The following is a 19,114-nucleotide window of genomic DNA, read 5'->3' on the forward strand; positions in this document are numbered from 1 at the left end:
GCCCGGGATCACCACATGGAGCCGCCCGCCCCCGGCCTCCCGGAGGCCGTGAACCCGATCTTCTCCCCGGCTCCGCGAACGCGTGGCCCTAACCGCATGGTGAGCCGGACGGTGGTGCCGCGCGGGCCGGTGCGGAATTCGGCCGCGTCGCACAACTCGCGGATCAGGAAGATCCCCCTGCCCGACGCCGCGAAGTCCGACGGAAGGTGGTGGCGGTCGAGGTACTCCTCGGGGATGCCCGTACCGCTGTCGGTGGTCTCCGCGTGGATGACCCCGTCGACCGTCCACAGCCTGAGGTGCCCGTGCCCGCCCGCGTGCTCGACGGCGTTGACCACGCTCTCGTGCACGGCCAGCACGAAGTCCTCCAGCCGTGAGCCGCTCAGCCCCGAGCGCTCCGCACAGCAGGCCACCGAACGGCGCAGCGTGGAGACGTCGTCGAGCGTGAAGCGCTGGGTCAACAGGGTGCGCATGGCAGGCCTCCCACCTCGCCTGGTCGCCGACGCGCAATATGTGGGGGGCACGACGTTCCGCTGACGGTCTGTTCTGGCGTGGTCACGGGTCATCGGCTCAGGGGCGTCCTCCTACGCCGGTGGCGAGCTCGCGTATCCGGCGTACCGGCCCGCGGTCGGGGGCGAGCGGCCGGGTGTCCATGCCGGCGCCGTCGCGCAGCCCGCGGAACAACTCCCCCATCGCCTCCTGCGACGAGTACTCCGGCGTCCAGCCCAGCACGTCCCTGGCCCGCCGCACGTCCATGAGCGGGATGCTCAATGCCAGCTCCAGGAGTCCCGGCGAGGCCGGCACGAGCCGCAGCCGCCAGCCGGCCGCGACGGCCGCCCTGGCCATCTGCGACGACACGCGCACGGTGCGGGTGCCGAGCATCTCGGCGAGGTGGTACGGGTGGAGCACGGGCTCGGCGGCGAGGTTGAACGGGCCGCGTACGTCCTTGGTGACGGCCAGCCGGAAGGCCTCCGCCGCGTCCCGCGCGTGCAGCACCTGCAGCCGCAGCCCCGGGATGTCGGGGACGAACGGGATCACGCCCGGCCTGATCAGCCGCCGGGGGACGAACGGCCCGCCGAACAACCGGCGCTGCTCGGTGGCGGCGGCCCGCTGGAAGACGAAGCCGGGCCGCATCCGCACCACGCGGATGCCCGGGTGGTCGTGCTCGAATACGTCGAGCACCCTCTCCACGTAGGCCTTCTCCCGCCCGTACGCGGCCCCCGGCCAGCCGTGCGTGGGCCAGCTCTCGTCCACCGGCCGGTCCTTCGCCCCCGGAGAGTACGCCCCCACGGAAGAGGCGTGGACCAGCGCGGGCACCCCGGCCTCCGCCACGGCCCTGAACACCCGCATGCTGCCCAGCACGTTGGCCCGCCAGGTCGTCGCGGGATCCCTGGTCGGCTGGAACAACCAGGCGAGGTGGACCACCGCGTCGGCGCCGTCGAAGATCCGCACCAGGTCGTCGCTCGCCACGTCGGCCTGCCGCCAGTCGGTGCTGTCGGCCCGCCATCCGGGCAGTCTGCGGGCGACCCCGACGATCGAGCTCACGCCGCTGTCCGCGGCGAGCGCGCGTACGAGGCTCGTGCCGACGTTTCCTGTGGCTCCCACCACCACGACTCTCATGCGACCTCGCTGCCCCACGCCGGGAGCGCGAAACCCGGCGGGACCGCGCGCGGGCGGTCTGATCAGGTGGGCGGGCGGGCACGGTGGCGGCCTGCGGCGCGGAAGACGTCTGCCGCGTGTCAGCGAGCGGTAGTGGCCCGGTCGATCACAACGCCAGTACCAAAAGACACTTTACACTCTCCGTATTGGGTGACTAACTATTGGTAGCGACTCGGTCGGAGCGATAAGGAGCCGTTCGCATGCCGGTGAGCTTCACCCAGCACCACCTCGCTGCACGCGTTGACCGGAGATTGTCCGCCTTCCTCGACGACTGGCGGGCCCCCGTCTCCGACCCGGGTGTGGAGGCGGCCTACGGGCTGCTGACCGACTTCATCCTGAGCGGCGGCAAGCGCATCAGGCCGCAGCTGTGTTACTGGGGCTGGCGCGGCGCGGGCGGCGACGACTGCGACGAGATCATCAGCGCCGCCGCGGCCTTGGAGCTGTGCCACGCGGGCCTGCTCATCCACGACGACATCATGGACGGCAGCCAGTTGCGCCGGGGCCGGGCGACCGTGCACAGAAACCTGGCCGAGCTGCACACGGGCCCGGGCGCGGAGGCGTTCGGACAGGCGGGCGGCATCCTGCTGGGCACGCTCAGCCTCGCCTGGTCCGACGCGCTGCTGTCGTCGTGCGGGGCCGAGCCGCCGCGGCTGCGCGCCGCGCACCACCTGTTCGACGCCATGCGCACCGAGGTCATCAGCGGCCAGTACCTCGACATCCTCGGCCAGCTCCGCTCAGGGGCGAGCGTGGACGAGGCGCTCACCATGATCCGTTACAAGACCGCGAAGTACACCGTCGAGCGCCCGCTGCAGATCGGCGGCGCCCTGGCCGGCGCCTCGCTCGACTTGCTCGACTCCTACTCCGACTTCGGCCTGCCGCTCGGCGAGGCGTTCCAGCTCCGCGACGACATGCTGGGCACGTTCGGCACGTCGTCGGAGACCGGCAAGTCGGCGCTCGACGACCTGCGCGAGGGCAAGCACACGGTCATGTACGCGCACGCCGTGCAGCACGCAACGCCCGCCCAGCTCGCCCATCTCAGACGCTGGCACGGCGACCCCGAGCTGTCGGAGGAGCGCGCAGCGGAGCTACGCCAGATCCTGGCCGACACGGGGGCGCCGGCCAAGGTCGAGTCGATGATCGAGGAGCGCGTGAGCGCGGCCATGGCGGCGCTGACCGCGGCCCAGATCAAGCCGGAGGCGCAGCAGGCACTGACCGTGCTGGCCGACCGGCTCGCACACCGTACGACGTGACGATTCGAAGGGGCATCCCGATGGGACGGGTACTTCTCGCTGCCCCGCGCGGCTTCTGCGCGGGCGTCGAACGTGCGATCACCACTGTCGAAGAGGCGCTCGACCGCTTCGGGCCACCCGTTTACGTGCGCAAGCAGATCGTGCACAACACGTCGGTGATCCACGACCTGAGCAGGCGCGGCGCGGTCTTCGTCGACGAGCTCGACGAGGTCCCCGACGGCGCGCTCGTCGTCTTCTCGGCCCACGGCGTCGCGCCCGCGGTCAAGGAGGAGGCTCGGCTGCGCGGGCTCGCGACGATCGACGCGACCTGCCCGCTGGTCACGAAGGTGCACAAGGAGGCCGTGCGCATGGCCGAGGCGGGCTACGAGATCGTGCTGATCGGCCATGCCGAGCACGAGGAGGTCGAGGGCACCGTCGGCGAGGCCCCCGGCCGCATCCACGTCGTCGATCCGGCCCGCACCGAAGACGTCACCGCCGACGGCTCGGCGCCGGTGGGCTGGCTGTCGCAGACCACCCTGGCCGTCGACGAGACCATGCGCGCCGTCGAAGAGCTGCGCGGTCGCTTCCCCGGCCTGGCCGACCCGCCGAGCGACGACATCTGCTACGCCAGCCAGAACCGCCAGGAGGCCGTCACCGGCATCGCCTCCGGCTGCGACCTGGTCATCGTCGTCGGCTCGGCCAACTCCTCCAACTCCCGCCGGCTGGTCGAGGTCGCCGTCAACGCGGGCGCCGGCGCGGCCTATCTGGTCGACAGGGCCTCCGACGCCGACGAGCGGTGGCTCGTGGGTGTGCGGACCGTCGGGGTCAGCTCCGGCGCATCCGTGCCGGAGGCGCTGGTCGAGGAATTACTCGGCTGGCTCGCCGCCCGCGGATACGCCGACGTCGAGGAGGTGACCTTGACCGAGGAGACCCTCACCTTTTCGCTTCCGCCCGAGCTCAGATCCCCACGCGAACCCTAACGAGATTGGTGGTGCACGATGACAGAAACGACCCAGTCCCACGTCCCGGAGGACGGCACGGGGCAGCTCAGCCTCAGCACCGATGCCGCCAGGCAACTCTCCACGACGACCAAGACGCCCCCGCAGATGCAGGAGATCACCTCACGGTGGCTGCTGCGGCTGCTGCCATGGGTGCAGTGCTCCGGAGGGGTGTACCGCGTCAACCGGCGGCTGACCTACACCCTCGGCGACGGCCGCATCACGTTCAGCACGACCGGCTCCAACGTGCGGGTCATCCCCGCCGAGCTCACCGAGCTGCACGTGCTACGCGGTTTCGACGACATGGAGGTGCTCCAGGCGCTGGCCGATCGCTTCGCGCAACAGGAGATCGAGGCCGGCGAGAAGATCGTGACGGAGGGCGGACCGGTCGACCGGCTGGTGCTGATCGCCCACGGCCGGGTGGGCAAGGTCAGCCGCGGCGCCTACGGCGACGAGCAGAACCTCGGCGTCCTGGCCGACGGTGACCACCTCGGCGAACAGGTCCTGACAGGCGGCGGCGAGTTCGGGTTCACCGCGAGGGCCAAGACCGCCACCACCGTGCTGACCCTTTCCCGCCAGGACTTCGAGCAGGTGCTGGAGCGCTCGCCCGAGCTGCGCGCCCACGTGGAGAACCGGCGCACCAGTGTCGACCGCGCCCAGAACGACTATGGCGAGGCCGCGATCGACATGTCGGCCGGCCACACCGGCGAGGCCGTGCTGCCGGGCACCTTCGTCGACTACGAGCAGAGCCCGCGCGAATACGAGCTGAGCGTGGCGCAGACGGTCCTGCGGGTGCACAGCCGGGTCTCCGACCTGTACAACCAGCCGATGAGCCAGCTCGACCAGCAGCTCCGCCTGACGATCGAGGCGCTGCGCGAGCGCCAGGAGCACGAGCTGGTCAACAACCGCGACTTCGGCCTGCTCCACAACACCGACTTCGGCCAGCGCATCCGCACCCGCTCCGGCCCTCCCACGCCCGACGACCTCGACGACCTGCTGTCCGTGGTGTGGAAGGAGCCCGCGTTCTTCCTGGCGCACCCGCAGGCCATCGCCGCCTTCGGCAGGGAGTGCAGCAAGCGCGGCGTCTACCCGCAGGCGAGCGAGGTCAACGGGCACCGCGTGCCGGCCTGGCGGGGCGTGCCGATCTTCCCGTGCAACAAGATCCCGGTCAGCGGCGCCCGCACCACATCGATCATGCTCATGCGCACCGGCCAGGAGAACCAGGGCGTCGTCGGCCTGCACCAGACGGGCATCCCCGACGAGTACCAGCCCAGCCTGTCGGTCCGCTTCATGAACATCAACGAGAAGGCCGTCATCTCCTACCTGGTCAGCGTCTACTACTCGGCCGCAGTCCTGGTGCCGGACGCGCTCGGGCTCCTGGAGGACGTCGAGCTCGGCAGGAACGGCTGACCCGTTCAGGGTCCCAGTGATTGGTGGTGATCGTGTTGACGGAGACCGACCAGCGGCTGAGCCTCGACACGGCGGCGGCCCGCACGCTCGCGACGACGACCAAGACGCCTCCGCAGACGCGGGAGATCTCTCCCCGCTGGCTGCTGCGGGTGCTCCCGTGGGTGGACGTCGCGGCCGGCGTCTATCGGGTGAACCGGCGGCTGACGTACGCGGTCGGCGGCGGCCGGGTCGGCTTCGTCACCACGGGCGCCCGCTTCCGTGTCGTCCCGCCGAGCCTGGCGGAGCTGCCGCAGTTGCGCGGGCTCGCGGACGACCCCGTGCTCGACGAGCTCGCGGGGCGGTTCGAGCAGCGGGAATACGCGCGGGGCGAGACGATCGTACGCGCCGGGCGAGCGGCCGACGAGCTGCTGCTGATCGCGCACGGAAAGGCGGCGAGGATCGGCACGGGCCCCTACGGCGACCCGGTGACGCTCGGCACGCTGGCCGGCGGCGAGCACGCCGGCGACGAGCACCGGCAGTGGGAGTTCACGCTTGAGGCGATGACGGCGTGTACGGTGCTGGCGCTGCCCTGGACCGAGCTGCGCACGCTGGCCGAGCGGTCGCCGGCTCTGAGCGCGCAGCTCGCCCGCCACCGCATCAGCCGGGCCAGACCCCAGAACAAGTGGGGCGAGGCAGAGATCGCCGTCGCCGCCGGGCACCGTGGCGAGCCCGCGCTGCCCGGCACGTTCGCCGACTACGACCCGGGCCCGCGCGAATACGAGCTGAGCGTTTCGCAGACCGTGCTCCGCGTGCACACCCGGATCGCCGACCTGTTCAACAACCCGATGGACCAGACCGAGGAACAACTGCGGCTGACGATCGAGGCCGTACGCGAGTCCCAGGAGCACCAGCTGGTCAACAACCGCGACTTCGGCCTGCTGCACAACGCCGATCCCAGGCAGCGCATCCACACCCGCACCGGCCCTCCGGGGCCCGACGACCTGGACGAGCTGCTGTGCCGCAGGAGGAAGTCCCGCTATTTCCTCGCCCACCCACGGGCCATCGCCGCCTTCCACCGCGAATGCACCGCCGCGGGCGTCTATCCGGGGAGCGCCGAGCTCCACGGCGCCAGGCTGACCGCGTGGCGCGGCGTGCCCATCCTGCCGTGCGACAAGATTCCGATCAGCCGGGCGGGCACCACCTCGATCCTCGTCATGCGTACGGGCGAGGAGGACCAGGGCGTCGTCGGCCTGCGCCAGAGCGGCGTCCCCGACGAGCGCGAGCCTGGGCTCAGCGTGCGGTGCACCGGCATCGACACCCGAGCCGTCGCCTCCTACCTGGTCAGCGCCTACTACTCGGCGGCGGTCCTGGTGCCCGACGCGCTCGGCGTGCTGGAGAACGTCGAGGTGGCTCGTTGATGAAGGAGTGACCATGAGTCAGCCGTTCGAACTTCCGGACTTCTACATGCCGTATCCCGCGCGGCTCAACCAGCATCTCGAGGAGGCCCGCGGCCACTCCAAACGGTGGGCGCGCGACATGGGCATGCTCGAAGGCTCGGGCGTCTGGGAGGAGGCCGACCTCGACGCCCACGATTATCCGTTGATGTGCGCCTATACCCATCCCGACTGCGACGGCGCCGAGCTCTGCCTGATCACCGACTGGTACGTGTGGGTCTTCTTCTTCGACGACCACTTCCTCGAGGTGTTCAAACGCACCGGCGACCTGGCGGGCGGCCGTGCGTACCTCGACCGCTTGCCGCGTTTCATGCCGATGGGCGGCGACCTGACCATGCCGGAACCGGCCAACCCGGTCGAGGCGGGGCTGGCCGACCTGTGGGTCCGTACGGTGCCCGGCATGTCGGCCGACTGGCGGGCGCGGTTCGCCGAGAGCACGCGCAACCTGCTGAACGAGTCGTTGTGGGAGCTGGCCAACATCAACAAGGGCCGGGTGGCCAACCCGGTCGAATACATCGAGATGCGGCGCAAGGTCGGCGGCGCGCCCTGGTCGGCAGGGCTGGTCGAGCACGCGGTCGGGGCCGAGGTGCCGGAGCGGATCGCGGCCTCGCGTCCGATGCGGGTGCTGCGTGACGCCTTCTCCGACGCCGTCCACCTGCGCAACGACCTGTTCTCCTACGAGCGGGAGGTCAGGGACGAAGGTGAGCTGAGCAACGGGGTGCTGGTGCTGGAGAAGTTCCTCGGCTGCACGACGCAGGAGGCCGCCGACGCGGTCAACGACCTGCTGACCTCGCGGTTGCACCAGTTCGAGCACACCACGTGCACGGAGCTCGGGCCGCTGTTCGTGGAGAACGCGATCGACCCGCTCAGCGCGGCCGGTGTGCTGGCGTACGTCAAGGGGCTGCAGGACTGGCAGTCGGGCGGGCACGAGTGGCACCTGCGCTCCAGCAGGTACATGAACAAGCGGGCGACGGCGACCCGGCCGCTCGGCATGTCGTCCCTGGTCGACCTGCTGGGAGCCAAGCGGCTGCGCAACTTCACGCACGTGCCGCGTCAGAAGGTGGGGCCGTCGATCGTGCCCGAGCTCTATGTGCCGTTCGAGCTGCGGTTGTCGCCGCACCTCGACGCCTCCCGGCGTAACACCGTGGCGTGGTGCACGGAGATGGGCATACTGGAGGCCCAGCCGGGCGTGGTGGGCTCGGCGGTGTGGGACGAGGAGAAGCTGGTCGACTACGACCTGCCGCTCTGCGCGGCGGGCCTGCATCCCGACGCCTCGCTCGAAGAGCTGGACCTGGCCTCGTGCTGGCTGGCCTGGGGCACATACGGCGACGACTACTTTCCCGTCGTCTTCGGCAGGTCGGGCAATCTCGCGGCCGCCCGGGTCGCGGTGGCCAGGTTCGGGGAGTTCATGCCGATCGAGGGCGTGCCCGCGACGTTGCCCGCGAGCGCGCTGGAGCGTTCGCTGGCCGACCTGTGGGCGCGCACGACGGCGCCGATGCCGCTCGCCGACCGCCGCAAGCTGCGTAAGGCGATCGAGGACATGTGCGACGGCTGGTTGTGGGAGCTGGCCAACGAGCTGGCCCACCACATCCCCGACCCGGTCGACTACATCGAGATGCGCAGGCTGACCTTCGGCTCCGAGCTGACGATGAGCCTGTGCCGGCTGCGGCACAGCAAGGGCATCCCGGAGGAGGTCTATGCCAGCGGGCCGATGGTGGCGCTGGCGAACGCCATGATGGACGCGGGCTGCCTGCTCAACGACATCTTCTCTTACCAGAAGGAGATCGAGTTCGAGGGCGAGGTGCACAACTGCGTCCTGGTGGTGCAGAACTTCTTCGACTGCGACTACCCGGCGGCGGTGTCCATCGTCAACGATCTGATGGCCTCGCGGGTGCGGCAGTTCGAGCACATCGTGGAGCACGAGCTGCCGCTCGTGTGCGAGGACTTCGGGCTCGACGCGGAGGCCAGACGGGATCTCGACGGGTTCGTGGCCGAGCTGCACGACTGGCTGGCCGCCATCCTCAACTGGCATCGCGGATGTTTCCGCTACGACGAGAAGACGCTGCGCCGGCACAAGGCGCCGCCGCGGTGGCGGCTGGGCGGCCCCACGGGGCTCGGCACCTCGGCGGCCGTCGTCACCGCCGGCCGGGGTTAGGTGGGGACGTGGATGCGCGGCTGGTAATACCACCCCATCATGCGCATCAGCCGCTGCTGGTACGGCGTGACGTTGTGCAGCCGGATCCACCGTTGCGCGGGCGGCAGGGTCGGCATGACGAGCACGCGCAGGCCTGAGACGTCGATGAAGGTGAGTTCGCCGGTGTCGACGACGACATAAGAGCCTCGGCGGCAGCGGGCCAGGGCGCCGGCCACGGCGGAGCTGTTGGTTGCGTCGATCTCACCGACCAGCGAGACGTCCGGCGCTCCTGGCGCCCTCCGCACCACGATGCTCAGCTGCTCATCCTGATAAAGCAGCAGCTCTTCGACGCCGCTCACACTCCCCGCACCCCCCAACACGAACTCGGGGGTTGTATGCCGAAATGCTCCCTGCAGGGTATGACCACCAGGAACGTCTGGCGGTTGACCAGAACCAAGGCTACACGAGGTTTGTGGGGCTATGTAAATATCAATGTAAAAACACCGAATCGCGGTGATATTATGACGGTTAACGCTTTCCGGACAGGCCGGGCGTGCCCGCGCCGGCTGCGGGCATGACGGACCGGCCCGTCCGGAGGCGACGAGGTGGGCGAGAGTTCTCCTCGCACCGCGCCGACCAGGGGCTTGGCGCCGGTAAGGTGCCGCCACGGCTTCGTGGCTACCGGCGTGGCCCCAGGTCAGGGCGTACGCGGGAACCGCCGCCACCTCGGACGGCTCAGTTGTCGTCGCCGACGCTCTCCTGGTTGCTGAGGAGGCTGAGGTCGATGTCCTGCAGGTGACCCGCGGTCAGGACGTCGATGTACTTCACGGAGTCGTTGCCGACGTCGTTGAGCAGGGTGAGGTCGTCCACGAGGCTCAGCTGGCTCAGGATCTGCTTGCCCTTGTTGTAGGGGTTGGGAACGTCCGCCGAGGCGCTCGTGGCCGAGAAGCCCAGCATGAAGCCCGCGATGGCTGCACCGGCAAGAATGCGACGCATCATTTCTCTACTTCTCCTTCGTCGGAATCGGCGCGGAATGCGCGTCTTCGGATTCGCTCGCACAGGGCCGCGAGTTTTCGTGAATAACAATCTCGCGCCCACCGGCACGCCGCAACCGGGCTTAGCTAAGTCAAAGTCAAATGCGTGCCCCGTTTCCTTGGCCGCCGTTCACGGCCGTTCGGGCACATCTGGACCTGTCCCGATTTATCCGGAGTGGAACGCACGCGATTTTTCATCTTATCGCCATACGTGCACCCCGCATGTCCCAAGGGCGTTTCGTCCCCACAGGAATGGCGGAATGCTCCCGGCGGAAACGTCCTGGCGTGGGCCGCACGCCGACGAGTCACGGGAGCACTGAATATGCCATGAAAAGAACACCGCCACCGCTGCCGATCACGCTGGCCCTGACCATTCTGGGCACCATGCATTCCGCACCCGCGCTGGCCGCCCGAAGATGCGGCGGACATTCGCAGGGCCATTGCCGCACTGCTGCGGACATCGTCGCCGCGCGTTCGCCGGCCGGCGCCATCGCGGTGCGGGCGGCGATCGAGATGATCGGGGTCCCGTACTCGTGGGGCGGCGGCGGTGTGCGCGGGCCCGGCCACGGCGTCGGGAGAGGGGCAGGGGTCAGGGGATTCGACTGCTCGGGGCTCACCGAGTACGCGTGGGCGCGGGCCGGCGTGCTGATCGGCACGACCACGGCCGAGCAGTGGCGGTCGGGCGTACGGATCGCCAGGCAGGACGTGCAACCCGGTGACCTGGTCTTCTACGACAGTGACCGGAGCAGCGCCGGGCCGGAGCACGTGGCCCTGGCGGTGGACGCGACGCGGATGGTGCACGCGCCGTACACCGGCGCCTTCGTACGGATCGATCCGCTCGACCGGCGGACCTTCCTCGGGATCGTGCGGCCGAGCGAGAGCGCCGCCAACCTCGCCGGCGCGGAACACGAGTGAACGTCGTGAGCGGCCGCGCGGCCCGGGTCGTCCTGCAGTGATCGACCCGAGCCGCGCGGCGCTGAAAGCCTGGTGGCCACCAAGCCCGTGCCGTGGACTCGCGAATATCCACGACCCGTTCTTCCGGTTCGCCTCAGGGCGTCAGGGAAGGCCGACCTTGGCCGGGCGGGCTCCCCTCATGCGGAACGGGAGTCGCCGATCGGCTTCCTGCCTACGCGCGTGAGGAACCGTCAGTTGTCGTCGCCGACGTTCTTCTGGTTGCTCAGAACGCTGGCGTCGATGTCGTTCAGGTGGAGCAGGGTGAGGACGTCGACGTACTTGACCGAGTCGTTCAGCACGTCGTTCAGCGCGGTCAGGTCGTCGAGGGCGCTCAGCTGGCTGAGAATGTTCTGCCCCTCATTGTGGGGGTTGGGAACGTCGGCGGAAGCTCCGGCGGCGGAGAAGCCGAACGCGGCGGCCGCGATTGCTGCACCTGCCAGAATGCGACGGATCATGATTGGTTTCCTCCATGGATAGGCGCGGAATTTCCGGCGCCATAGTCGTTTTTGCAGGGCTGTGAGGTGCCGCCCATAACGATCGCGGCAGGCAGCGGAAACCGCAACTCGGAATGCCCTCCCGGAGGTCAAGGGAAAACCCGGGTTTCTTGGCGTCGGATTTTCCCGCTCTTCGCCGACGCGCCACATATATACGCCGCCGGAAGACCACGCATGGATATTCGTTTTGGCTGCCCGCGTGGCCGATGGTCCTTTCGTTCACTCCTGTTTAGGGAAGGATCACCCGAAACTTGGGACTCGGGGTACGCCGCCGGGCGTACCCCGATCACCTCCCCAGGAGGGACGTACGGCGCGGGCGGAGCGGTGACGATGGTCGTCGAGTCGCCGAATCCGAGGCAGGTGAGATCCATGCGGCCACCTATCCGCAGGACGGTCCTGACCGTCCACATCATCGCGTCGGTCGCCCTCCTCGGCGAGGTGTGGGGGCTGGTGGTGCTGAATAGCGCGGCGGCGCTGACAAACGATCCCGCACTGGCGCACGCCGCCTACCGGTTGATGCCGAACCTGGTGTTCGCGGGTGGCATACCGCTCAGCCTCATCGCCTTGGCCACCGGCATCACGCTGGGCCTGAGCAGCCATTGGGGGCTGTTTCGCTATTACTGGGTGACGGTCAAGCTGGGGCTGCTCGTGGCGGTGATCTGCATCGGCATGTTCGTGTTCGATCCCGAAGGAATGGCGGCCGCCACCGAGGGTGGCGCGGCGGCCGCCGCCCCGGCCCAGTGGGGCCAGACGGCCGCGCTGGTCGCGCAGTGCGTCATGCTCGTCGTCTCGACGGTGTTGTCGGTGTTCAAACCGCGCTGGAGGCTCCGGGCGAGCACGCCCGCGACCGCAGGTCACGAGCACCGGTGAGGTGGTCCGCCCGCTCGGGGCGGACCAAGAGCCGTTACGAGGAGGTGTCAAGGTCGTCGAGGGCGGCGGAGAGCCGGCGGAGAGCCGCCAGGCACTCGTGGGCGGTTTCGGCGCCCAGTTCGGCCACGAGGCGGTCGGCGAGTTGCTGGTGGGCTGGTGTGATCTTGTCGATGGACTCGCGGCCGGCCGCCGTCGGCTGGAGCAGCTTGGCCCGGCGATGCGCGGGGTTGGGCCGGTATTCGGCGAGGCCCCGTTCCACCAGCAGGTCGGCGATGCGCTGCACACCCTGCCTGCTCATCCCCATGACCCGGGCGATCCCGGCGACGGGCAGCGGCTCGCACAGCACGGCCCCCAGCACCTGCCACCACGCCGCCGTCATCCCCGCCGGCCGGGCGAGCCCCTCGGCCACCTGGAGGAACTGGCCGTTGAGGCGGAACGTCTCGAGTGCAAGCCCCGACAGGAGATCGGCAGAGCCGTTCATGCGGCCATCAAGACCTCGAACGCCGAGGCGTCGCTCCTGCCGAAGAGCCGGAACCACGCGTCGAGGAACTCCCTGGCCTTGCGCGCGAACGGTGCCAGCTCGTCGCCGGAGTCCCACAGGTCCGCGCCGGGCAGGATGAGGAGCCCGCTGCCCTCGGGGGTGAGGCGGTCGAGTGCGAGGTCGGGCGTGACGCGCAGCCCACCCATGCTGACCACGGGGTCGGTGGACGGGCCGACCGTGACGACCGCGTAGCCGCCGGGCTCGCGGTGGAAGCGCTCGCTGCGCAGGTGGGCGGTGGCGTGCCCGGTCTCCCAGTCGGCGAAGGTGCCGTACACGGCGTGATGGATGACGGGTTTCATGACAGCATATTGTCATTAGGACAGTGTGCTGTCAATTGCTTCCCGTGCGAGGATGGACCGCATGGCAGAGATCGTCGGCGGGGGACGTCCAGTCAACGACGCCGAACGGCGGGTGATCGCCTATCTGCGAGATCACGCACCCGCCGACTGGTTGCTGCTGCACAACATCGAGCTGCCGCGCGGCCACGACGTCTTCGAGGTGGACCTGATCGTGCTGACCGGCCACTCGCTGGTCGTCGTCGACGTCAAGGGCACCCGGGGGCGCATCGAGGTGTCCGGCACGCGCTGGTTCCCGCCGCGCAGGGAGGCGTTCGGCTCCCCCGTGGCCAAGCTGCGCGGCACCGCGAAGGCGCTGAAAGGGCTGCTGGTGTCGCAGGCCACGCAGCTGGAGCGAGTCTACGTCGACTGCCTGGTCGTGCTCACCTCGCCCGACGCCGAGCTGGTCGATCCGGCCGGGCGCGACGCGGTCAACGTCACCGACCTGCCGGGGCTGCTGGCCACCTTGAGCGACGCCTCGCGGGTCAGGCGCGGGTGCAGCCCCGACGCGAGGCCGTACATGACGGCGATCCTCGACGCGCTCAACCAGACCGTGCGCCGCAGCACCGCCCCGCCGAGATACGGCAACTGGGAGGTCGAGGAGCAGCTCGGCGGCGACGCGAAGATCACCGAATACCGGGCCTTCAACGTGACACTGCCCGGCAGCGAGACCGTGCTGCTCCGGGTCTACCAGGCCGATCCGCTGGCCGACCACGAGGCGCGGGCGGCCGAGCGGCAGCGCATCGCCAACGCCTACCAGACCCTGGCCCGCATCCCGCCGCACCCGTGCGTGGTGCGCCCGCGCGACTTCTTCGCCATCGACGACGAGAGCCGGTTCGTGCTGGTGCTCGACGACGTGCACGGCGAGGCCCTGCACCTGTCGCTGGGCCGGGGCGCCAGACTCGGCGTGATCAGGGATCTGCTGCGCGGGCTGGCGCACGCGCACGCCAACGGCGTCGTGCACCGGGCGCTGACGCCCGCGTCCGTGCTGGTCACCGACGACGGGCACGCGGTGCTGACCGGGTTCGACTACGCCAAGCCGGGCCCGCGCGACTACACCGTGGCCCACGAACTGGGCAACGTGCTCGACGCCCACTACGTGGCGCCGGAGTGCCAGGAACGCCCCGACCGGATGACGACCGCCTCCGACGTCTACGCCGCCGGAGCCATCGCCTACCAGCTCCTCACCGGCCAGCTCCCGACCAGCGCCGACGCCCACGGGCCCGACGTGCCCGAGGTGGTGCGCCGGATGCTCGACCACTCCCCCGCCAAGCGGCCGTCCGCCGCCGAGGCGCTCGCCGCCCTGGACGCCTCGCCGCCGCAGGAATCACGGTTCAGACGTCTCGTACGTCGCATAGTGTCCCGATCATGACCATCAGCCTGCGTCCCGTCGAAGAGGACGACCTGCCCTCCCTGACCCCCGCACCCCGGCCAGGGGGCTTCAAGAAGGCGGTTCAGGCGGGAAGGTCGCGGCGGAGGGCCCTGGCGTGCCGGAGGTAGTCGAGGGCCAGGCCCGTACGCCCCGCCGAACGGTGCAGCTCGCCGAGCAGTTCGGTGGTCGAGGCCTCGCCGCTGCGGTCGCCGAGCTCCTGGAAGATCTCCAGCGAGCGTTCGAGCCCGGTGGAGGCCCGTGCCAGGTCCCCGCGTTCGGCCTGGAGCCCGGCCAGGCTCTGCAGCGCGTACGCCCCGCAGTGCCGGTCCCCCAGCGACTCGAAGATCTCCAGCGCGTGCCGGTGGAACGACATCGCGCGGTGCAAGTGCCCCATCTGGACGCACACGCAGCCTTCCCGGTGGGCGTCTCCGAGTTCCTGGGCCAGCCGCATGGCCCGGTCCAGCGACTCCGACGCCTGCGCCAGGTCACCGGACTTGAGGCAGACCCGGCCGATGGCCTGGCGGGCGTACGCCTCGCCCTGCCTGTCGCCGGTGGCGAGGAAGATGGCCAGGGCGTGCCGGAAGTGGGAGAGGGAGCGGGCGTGCCGGCCGCGGAACTGGCTGACCGCGCCGAGGCCGCAGAGGGAGGTGGCCTCGGCCCGGCTGTCGCCCAGGTCGTGGAATATCTGGAGGGACCGGGTGAAGCCTTCGGCGGACTCCTCGTACCGGTCCTGGTAGAGGCTGACCTGGGCCAGCCCTCTCAGCATGGCGGCCTCGCCGTACGCGTCGCCGGCGGCGCGGGCGGCGGCCAGCGCGGAGGTGTGCGTACGCCGCCACGTGCCGAGGTGGCAGCGCAGGTCGAGGCAGGGCACCATGGCCGCGGCCAGCGCCCACGCCGACTCCGCGAGGCCCAGTTCGGCAGCCACGTCCACCGCGCCCGCCAGCGCCTCGTGCTCGGCCTCGAACCAGGCGACCGGGTCGGTGGTCAGCCGTTCGAGCGTGCGCTCCGGAAGCCGCCAGCGCGGCGCCCTGGCCGCGGTGAGGGTGAACACGGTGGTCGGCAGCCGCGCCATGGCGTGCTCGGTGATCGCCGTCCACGCGGCCAGCACCCTGGACAGGGCGTCGAGCCCGCCGCGTTCACCCCGTACGCCGGACGTCGCGAGGCCGCGCTTGAGCGCGTGCCCGCCGATGAGACCGGGCACCCGGTAGCGCGGCTGGCCCACGGGGTCGGTGCCGACCAGGTCGAGCAGGTTGACGTCCACCAGCAGGTCGGTGACGTCGTGCGCGCCGTGCCTGCCGAGCGCGGCCTCGATCACCCACCCCGGCTGGGCGGGCTCGCCGAGCCGGCCGAGCGTGCCGAGAATGCGGGCGGCCTCGTCGGGCAGGCGCGCGTAGCCGTGGTCGAGGGTGGCCCGCACGTCCCGCAGTTCGCCGAGGCAGTCGTCCTCCAGCCGCTGCCTCAGCACCGCCAGCGACCAGCCGGGCCGGCCGGCCAGCCGCGCGCCGGCGTTCCTGACGGCCAGCGGCAGCCACTCGCAGGCGGCCACGATCGCCTGCGCGGCCTCCCGCTCGCGGGCCACCCTGTCCTCGCCTGCGATGTCGCCGAGCAGCGACAGCGCCTCTTCCTGGCCGAGCCGGCCGAGCTGGATCCGTACCGCGCCCGGCAGTTCGGTGATGCGGCGCCTGCTCGTGACGATCACCGCGCTGCCGTTGCCGGGCAGCAGCGGCCGCACCTGGCGGGCGTCGCGGGCGTCGTCCAGGACCACCAGCATGGGCCGCTCGGCCAGCAGCGACCTGAACAAAGCCGAACGTTCCCGTACGGTGGGCGGCGCGGCCTCAACGCCGAGCGCCCTGAGCGCCTCGGCCAGTAGGTCGCCCGGATCCCTGCCGTCCAGCTCCAGGTAGAGCTGCCCGTCGGGAAAGGACGGGCACAGCGTGTGCGCGGCGTGCACGGCCAGCGCCGACTTGCCCGCGCCGGGCGGCCCGGAGATCACCGCGACGGAGAACGGCCCGGCCAGCTCGGCCATGGCGGCCGCCCTGCCGGTGAAGTCGGGCAGATCGGGCGGAAGCTGCCGGGGTGTGGCGGGCAGCGTGTCGTCCGCCAGGATCAGCTCGTACGCCCCGCGCAGCTCCGCGCCCGGCTCGACGCCGAGCTCGTCCACGAGCCGGCCCCTGACGGTGGCGTAGGCGCGCAGGGCCTCGGCCTTCCTTCCGCCCCTGTGCAGGGTGAGCACCAGGCGGCGCCACAGGTCCTCCCGGTAGGGGTGCTCGGCCAGCAGCCCGCGCAGCTCGGAGATCGCGCCGTCGTGGTCGCCGCGCTCCAACCGGCGGTCGATCAGGGCCTCCGCGGCGCGCAGGCGTCCCTGGTGGAGGAGTTCGAGACGGCGGTCCCAGACGGGGCTGCCCGGCAGGTCGCACAGCGGCGCTCCACGCCAGAGCGCGAGCGCCTGCGCGTACTCGCCCCGGTCCACCAGCTCCTCGAAGGCCAGCAGGTCGAGCGCGCCGTCGGCCACGTCGATCGCGTAGCCGCAGCCGTCGGCGCGTAAGTGCCCGCGTCCCAGCTCCGACCTGAGAGCGCTCACATAGGTACGCACGTTGGCCTGCGCCGAACGCGGCGGGCGATGCGGCCAGAGCACCTCGACGAGCTGGTCGGCGCCGACCACCCGGCCCGCGTCCAGCAGCAGTGTGGCGAGCAGCAGGCGGGGTTTCCTGCCGGAGATCCGGACGGGACGTCCGGCGGACCGGACCTCGAGCGGTCCGAGCACGTGGAAGGTGATCGACATCCGCGGCAGCTCCTCTACAGAGGCCTGACAGCCCTTGTATTGGTTTTGGACGATTTATGTGCGGCCAATGCAGACCCTTGTCTCAGAGATCCCACGGGAAAGGATCACCCCATGAAGTTCAGCGGAGCAATGGTCGCGGGCATCGCGCTGTTATTCAGCCTTGCAACGACGTCGGCCGCCGCAGCCGACCCGGCGCCGGAGTCGGAGGAGGCGCAGATCCTGGCGACCAACTTCCAGCTGCCGTTCCCCTGCGGCCAGTCCTGGACGGGCAACTCCAGCGCCAGCAGCGCGCACCGCTCGTACGAGATCGACTTCAACCGCGGCAGCACCGCGGACGCCGACCTCGGCGACACTGTGGTGGCCGCCGCGGCCGGCACCGTGGTGATCTCGGCACACCAGGGCTCGACGAACGGCTTCGGCAACCTGGTCAAGATCGACCACGGATCCGGCTGGTCCACGTACTACGCCCATCTGAACGCACGATCGGTCAGCCAGGGACAGTCCGTCTCCCAGGGCCAGAAGATCGGCACGGTGGGCAACACCAGCAAGCCGGGCAACAACATCAAGCCTCACCTCCACTACGAGGTACGCAAGGGAAGCAGCTACCCGGCCAACATTCAGCGGGCCGTCTTCGACGGGAAGACCTTCGGCTACCCACAGCAGACGCTGACCAGCAAGAACTGCGGCGGCTCCAGCAACCCGTACTCACCGCAGGAGGTCTGCGGCTCGGGCTTCAACGTGATCGACTCGGCCGGGCTCGGCGGCAACGGCACCGTCTACCTGCTCTACAACAGCGGCAACCGCAGCAACTGCGTGGTCACGCTGAAGTCGAAGTCGCTGGGTTCCGCCACGGCGACCAGCGCCTACCTGGAGGTGCAGGGCAGTGCGAGGAAGACCGACTCGGGCAACTTCTCCTACTACGCGGGGCCGGTGACCGCGTCCGCGCCCAGCACCTGCGTCAAGTGGGGCGGCTCGGCCGGCGGCGTCAAGTACGACAGCCCCTGGGAACACTGCGACTAGGACCGGGCCGGGCGGTGGCGCGCCGCCCGGCCTACGCCTGCGCGATCGTGTCGACCACGTCGACGACGTAGACCATGGGCGCGGGCCCAGGGGACGGCACGGCCACCCGGCTGCCGACGCGCAGGCCGTCCAGCGCGTCCGTCCAGCCCGCGGGCACGGAGCCCTCCTCCAGGGTGAACGCGCTGGGCCCACCCCTGCGGAACGACGAGTCGACGACCGTACGCGACGGCCAGGAGGCGGCGACGTACTGGACCACGATTCTCGCGCCCGCCACGACCTGCGGGCCTGATCCGTCGATGAGGACGCGCGGCCGCGCGGCCGGCGTCAGGTCGGCGGGCACGACCGGCAGGGTACGCCCGACGAGCCGGGCGTCGGGCGGGTAGCCGCCCAGGATGTCGAAGACCAGCACCAGCGTGTCCGCCGGGGCCAAGCCGGTCAGCGGCAGGTCGGGGCCGAGCGCGTCGGCGGCGGGGCTGATCAGCATGACCCTGCTGCCGGCCGGCCGGCCGATGAGCGACTGCCGCCACGTCTCCGACACCTGCCTGCCGTCGAAGACCACAGTGGTGGGCTGGTGTCCATCGTGGGTGCTGAGGTAGGGCTCGTTGCCCGACCAGCGCCGGATGTCGACGTCTGCGAGCACCACGTCACCCGGGACCGTGCGCCGGCCGCTGCCCACCGACAACACCGCGATGCGCGGCGTGTGGCCCGGGTTCCCCTCCGGGATGGCGACGACCGGTTTGCTGCCGAACGAGCCCGTGACGACGGGCTGCGTGCCCTCTTCCGCCACGCCACACGAGGTGGCCAGCATGAACAGGGCGGGCCAGATCGAACGCACATTCTCCTCCAGGGCCA

Annotated in this window: 18 protein-coding genes; 9 read left to right on the plus strand and 9 right to left on the minus strand. The window is 70.4% G+C overall.

What is annotated here, in order from left to right:
* Positions 1–8: 8 nt before the first annotated feature.
* Both E1267_RS21280 and E1267_RS21285 read right to left on the minus strand, forming a co-directional pair.
* Entirely contained in the window at positions 9–470 is a 462-nt protein-coding gene (locus tag E1267_RS21280; protein WP_132334347.1) for an ATP-binding protein, read from the minus strand.
* Positions 471–567: 97 nt separating this feature from the next.
* On the minus strand, positions 568–1,617 hold the full coding sequence (locus E1267_RS21285) for an NAD-dependent epimerase/dehydratase family protein (RefSeq protein ID WP_132334348.1): 1,050 nt from the start codon (positions 1,615–1,617) through the stop codon (positions 568–570).
* A gap of 239 nt (positions 1,618–1,856) precedes the next feature.
* On the opposite strand from E1267_RS21285, the gene E1267_RS21290 reads away from it, so the two are divergent.
* The 5 genes from E1267_RS21290 to E1267_RS21310 are packed head-to-tail and all read left to right on the plus strand — an operon-like array spanning position 1,857 to position 8,881.
* A complete protein-coding gene (locus E1267_RS21290; protein ID WP_132334349.1) occupies positions 1,857–2,906 on the plus strand; it encodes a polyprenyl synthetase family protein in 1,050 nt (349 codons plus the stop codon).
* Positions 2,907–2,926: 20 nt separating this feature from the next.
* The gene (locus E1267_RS21295) at positions 2,927–3,865 is read left to right on the plus strand and encodes a 4-hydroxy-3-methylbut-2-enyl diphosphate reductase (protein ID WP_132334350.1); all 939 of its coding nucleotides are present in this window, start codon (positions 2,927–2,929) and stop codon (positions 3,863–3,865) included.
* A gap of 18 nt (positions 3,866–3,883) precedes the next feature.
* A complete protein-coding gene (locus E1267_RS21300; RefSeq protein ID WP_132334351.1) occupies positions 3,884–5,293 on the plus strand; it encodes a family 2B encapsulin nanocompartment shell protein in 1,410 nt (469 codons plus the stop codon).
* A 35-nt stretch (positions 5,294–5,328) separates the two neighbouring features.
* On the plus strand, positions 5,329–6,690 hold the full coding sequence (locus tag E1267_RS21305) for a family 2B encapsulin nanocompartment shell protein (protein ID WP_132334377.1): 1,362 nt from the start codon (positions 5,329–5,331) through the stop codon (positions 6,688–6,690).
* Between the two features lie 13 nt (positions 6,691–6,703).
* A complete protein-coding gene (locus E1267_RS21310; RefSeq protein ID WP_132334352.1) occupies positions 6,704–8,881 on the plus strand; it encodes a terpene synthase family protein in 2,178 nt (725 codons plus the stop codon).
* Here E1267_RS21310 and E1267_RS44475 read toward each other — a convergent pair.
* Both E1267_RS44475 and E1267_RS21320 read right to left on the minus strand, forming a co-directional pair.
* Complete coding sequence (locus E1267_RS44475; protein WP_165959713.1) at positions 8,878–9,219, minus strand: STAS domain-containing protein; 342 nt, start codon at positions 9,217–9,219, stop codon at positions 8,878–8,880. The genes E1267_RS21310 and E1267_RS44475 overlap by 4 nt on opposite strands.
* Before the next feature lie 376 nt (positions 9,220–9,595).
* Positions 9,596–9,859, minus strand: coding sequence for a hypothetical protein (locus E1267_RS21320; RefSeq protein WP_132334354.1), 264 nt, complete (start codon positions 9,857–9,859; stop codon positions 9,596–9,598).
* 362 nt (positions 9,860–10,221) lie between these two features.
* On the opposite strand from E1267_RS21320, the gene E1267_RS21325 reads away from it, so the two are divergent.
* Positions 10,222–10,809, plus strand: coding sequence for a C40 family peptidase (locus tag E1267_RS21325; RefSeq protein WP_220449596.1), 588 nt, complete (start codon positions 10,222–10,224; stop codon positions 10,807–10,809).
* Positions 10,810–11,039: 230 nt separating this feature from the next.
* Here E1267_RS21325 and E1267_RS21330 read toward each other — a convergent pair whose 3' ends face one another.
* Entirely contained in the window at positions 11,040–11,303 is a 264-nt protein-coding gene (locus E1267_RS21330) for a hypothetical protein (RefSeq protein ID WP_132334356.1), read from the minus strand.
* Positions 11,304–11,711: 408 nt separating this feature from the next.
* Between E1267_RS21330 and E1267_RS21335 the strand changes: the two genes are divergently transcribed.
* On the plus strand, positions 11,712–12,212 hold the full coding sequence (locus E1267_RS21335) for a DUF2269 family protein (RefSeq protein WP_132334357.1): 501 nt from the start codon (positions 11,712–11,714) through the stop codon (positions 12,210–12,212).
* Positions 12,213–12,246: 34 nt separating this feature from the next.
* Here E1267_RS21335 and E1267_RS21340 read toward each other — a convergent pair whose 3' ends face one another.
* Complete coding sequence (locus E1267_RS21340) at positions 12,247–12,693, minus strand: MarR family winged helix-turn-helix transcriptional regulator (RefSeq protein ID WP_132334358.1); 447 nt, start codon at positions 12,691–12,693, stop codon at positions 12,247–12,249.
* Positions 12,690–13,052 carry a DJ-1/PfpI family protein gene (locus tag E1267_RS21345; RefSeq protein ID WP_132334359.1) on the minus strand — a complete coding sequence of 121 codons (363 nt, stop codon included), beginning with the start codon at positions 13,050–13,052 and terminating at the stop codon, positions 12,690–12,692. The genes E1267_RS21340 and E1267_RS21345 overlap by 4 nt, the downstream gene beginning before the upstream one ends.
* A gap of 61 nt (positions 13,053–13,113) precedes the next feature.
* On the opposite strand from E1267_RS21345, the gene mads6 reads away from it, so the two are divergent.
* Positions 13,114–14,460: a methylation-associated defense system protein kinase MAD6 gene (mads6, locus tag E1267_RS21350; RefSeq protein WP_132334360.1), complete on the plus strand. Its 1,347-nt coding sequence runs from the start codon at positions 13,114–13,116 to the stop codon at positions 14,458–14,460.
* Between the two features lie 82 nt (positions 14,461–14,542).
* On the opposite strand, the gene E1267_RS21355 is transcribed toward mads6, so the two are convergent.
* Positions 14,543–17,242: an AfsR/SARP family transcriptional regulator gene (locus E1267_RS21355; RefSeq protein WP_132334361.1), complete on the minus strand. Its 2,700-nt coding sequence runs from the start codon at positions 17,240–17,242 to the stop codon at positions 14,543–14,545.
* A gap of 111 nt (positions 17,243–17,353) precedes the next feature.
* Between E1267_RS21355 and E1267_RS21360 the strand changes: the two genes are divergently transcribed.
* Positions 17,354–18,262, plus strand: coding sequence for a M23 family metallopeptidase (locus E1267_RS21360; protein WP_132334362.1), 909 nt, complete (start codon positions 17,354–17,356; stop codon positions 18,260–18,262).
* Between the two features lie 31 nt (positions 18,263–18,293).
* On the opposite strand, the gene E1267_RS21365 is transcribed toward E1267_RS21360, so the two are convergent.
* Complete coding sequence (locus tag E1267_RS21365) at positions 18,294–19,097, minus strand: FKBP-type peptidyl-prolyl cis-trans isomerase (protein ID WP_132334363.1); 804 nt, start codon at positions 19,095–19,097, stop codon at positions 18,294–18,296.
* Between the last annotated feature and the right edge of the window lie 17 nt (positions 19,098–19,114).

Origin of the sequence: Nonomuraea longispora, assembly GCF_004348345.1 — a bacterium.
GTDB lineage: Bacteria > Actinomycetota > Actinomycetes > Streptosporangiales > Streptosporangiaceae > Nonomuraea > Nonomuraea longispora.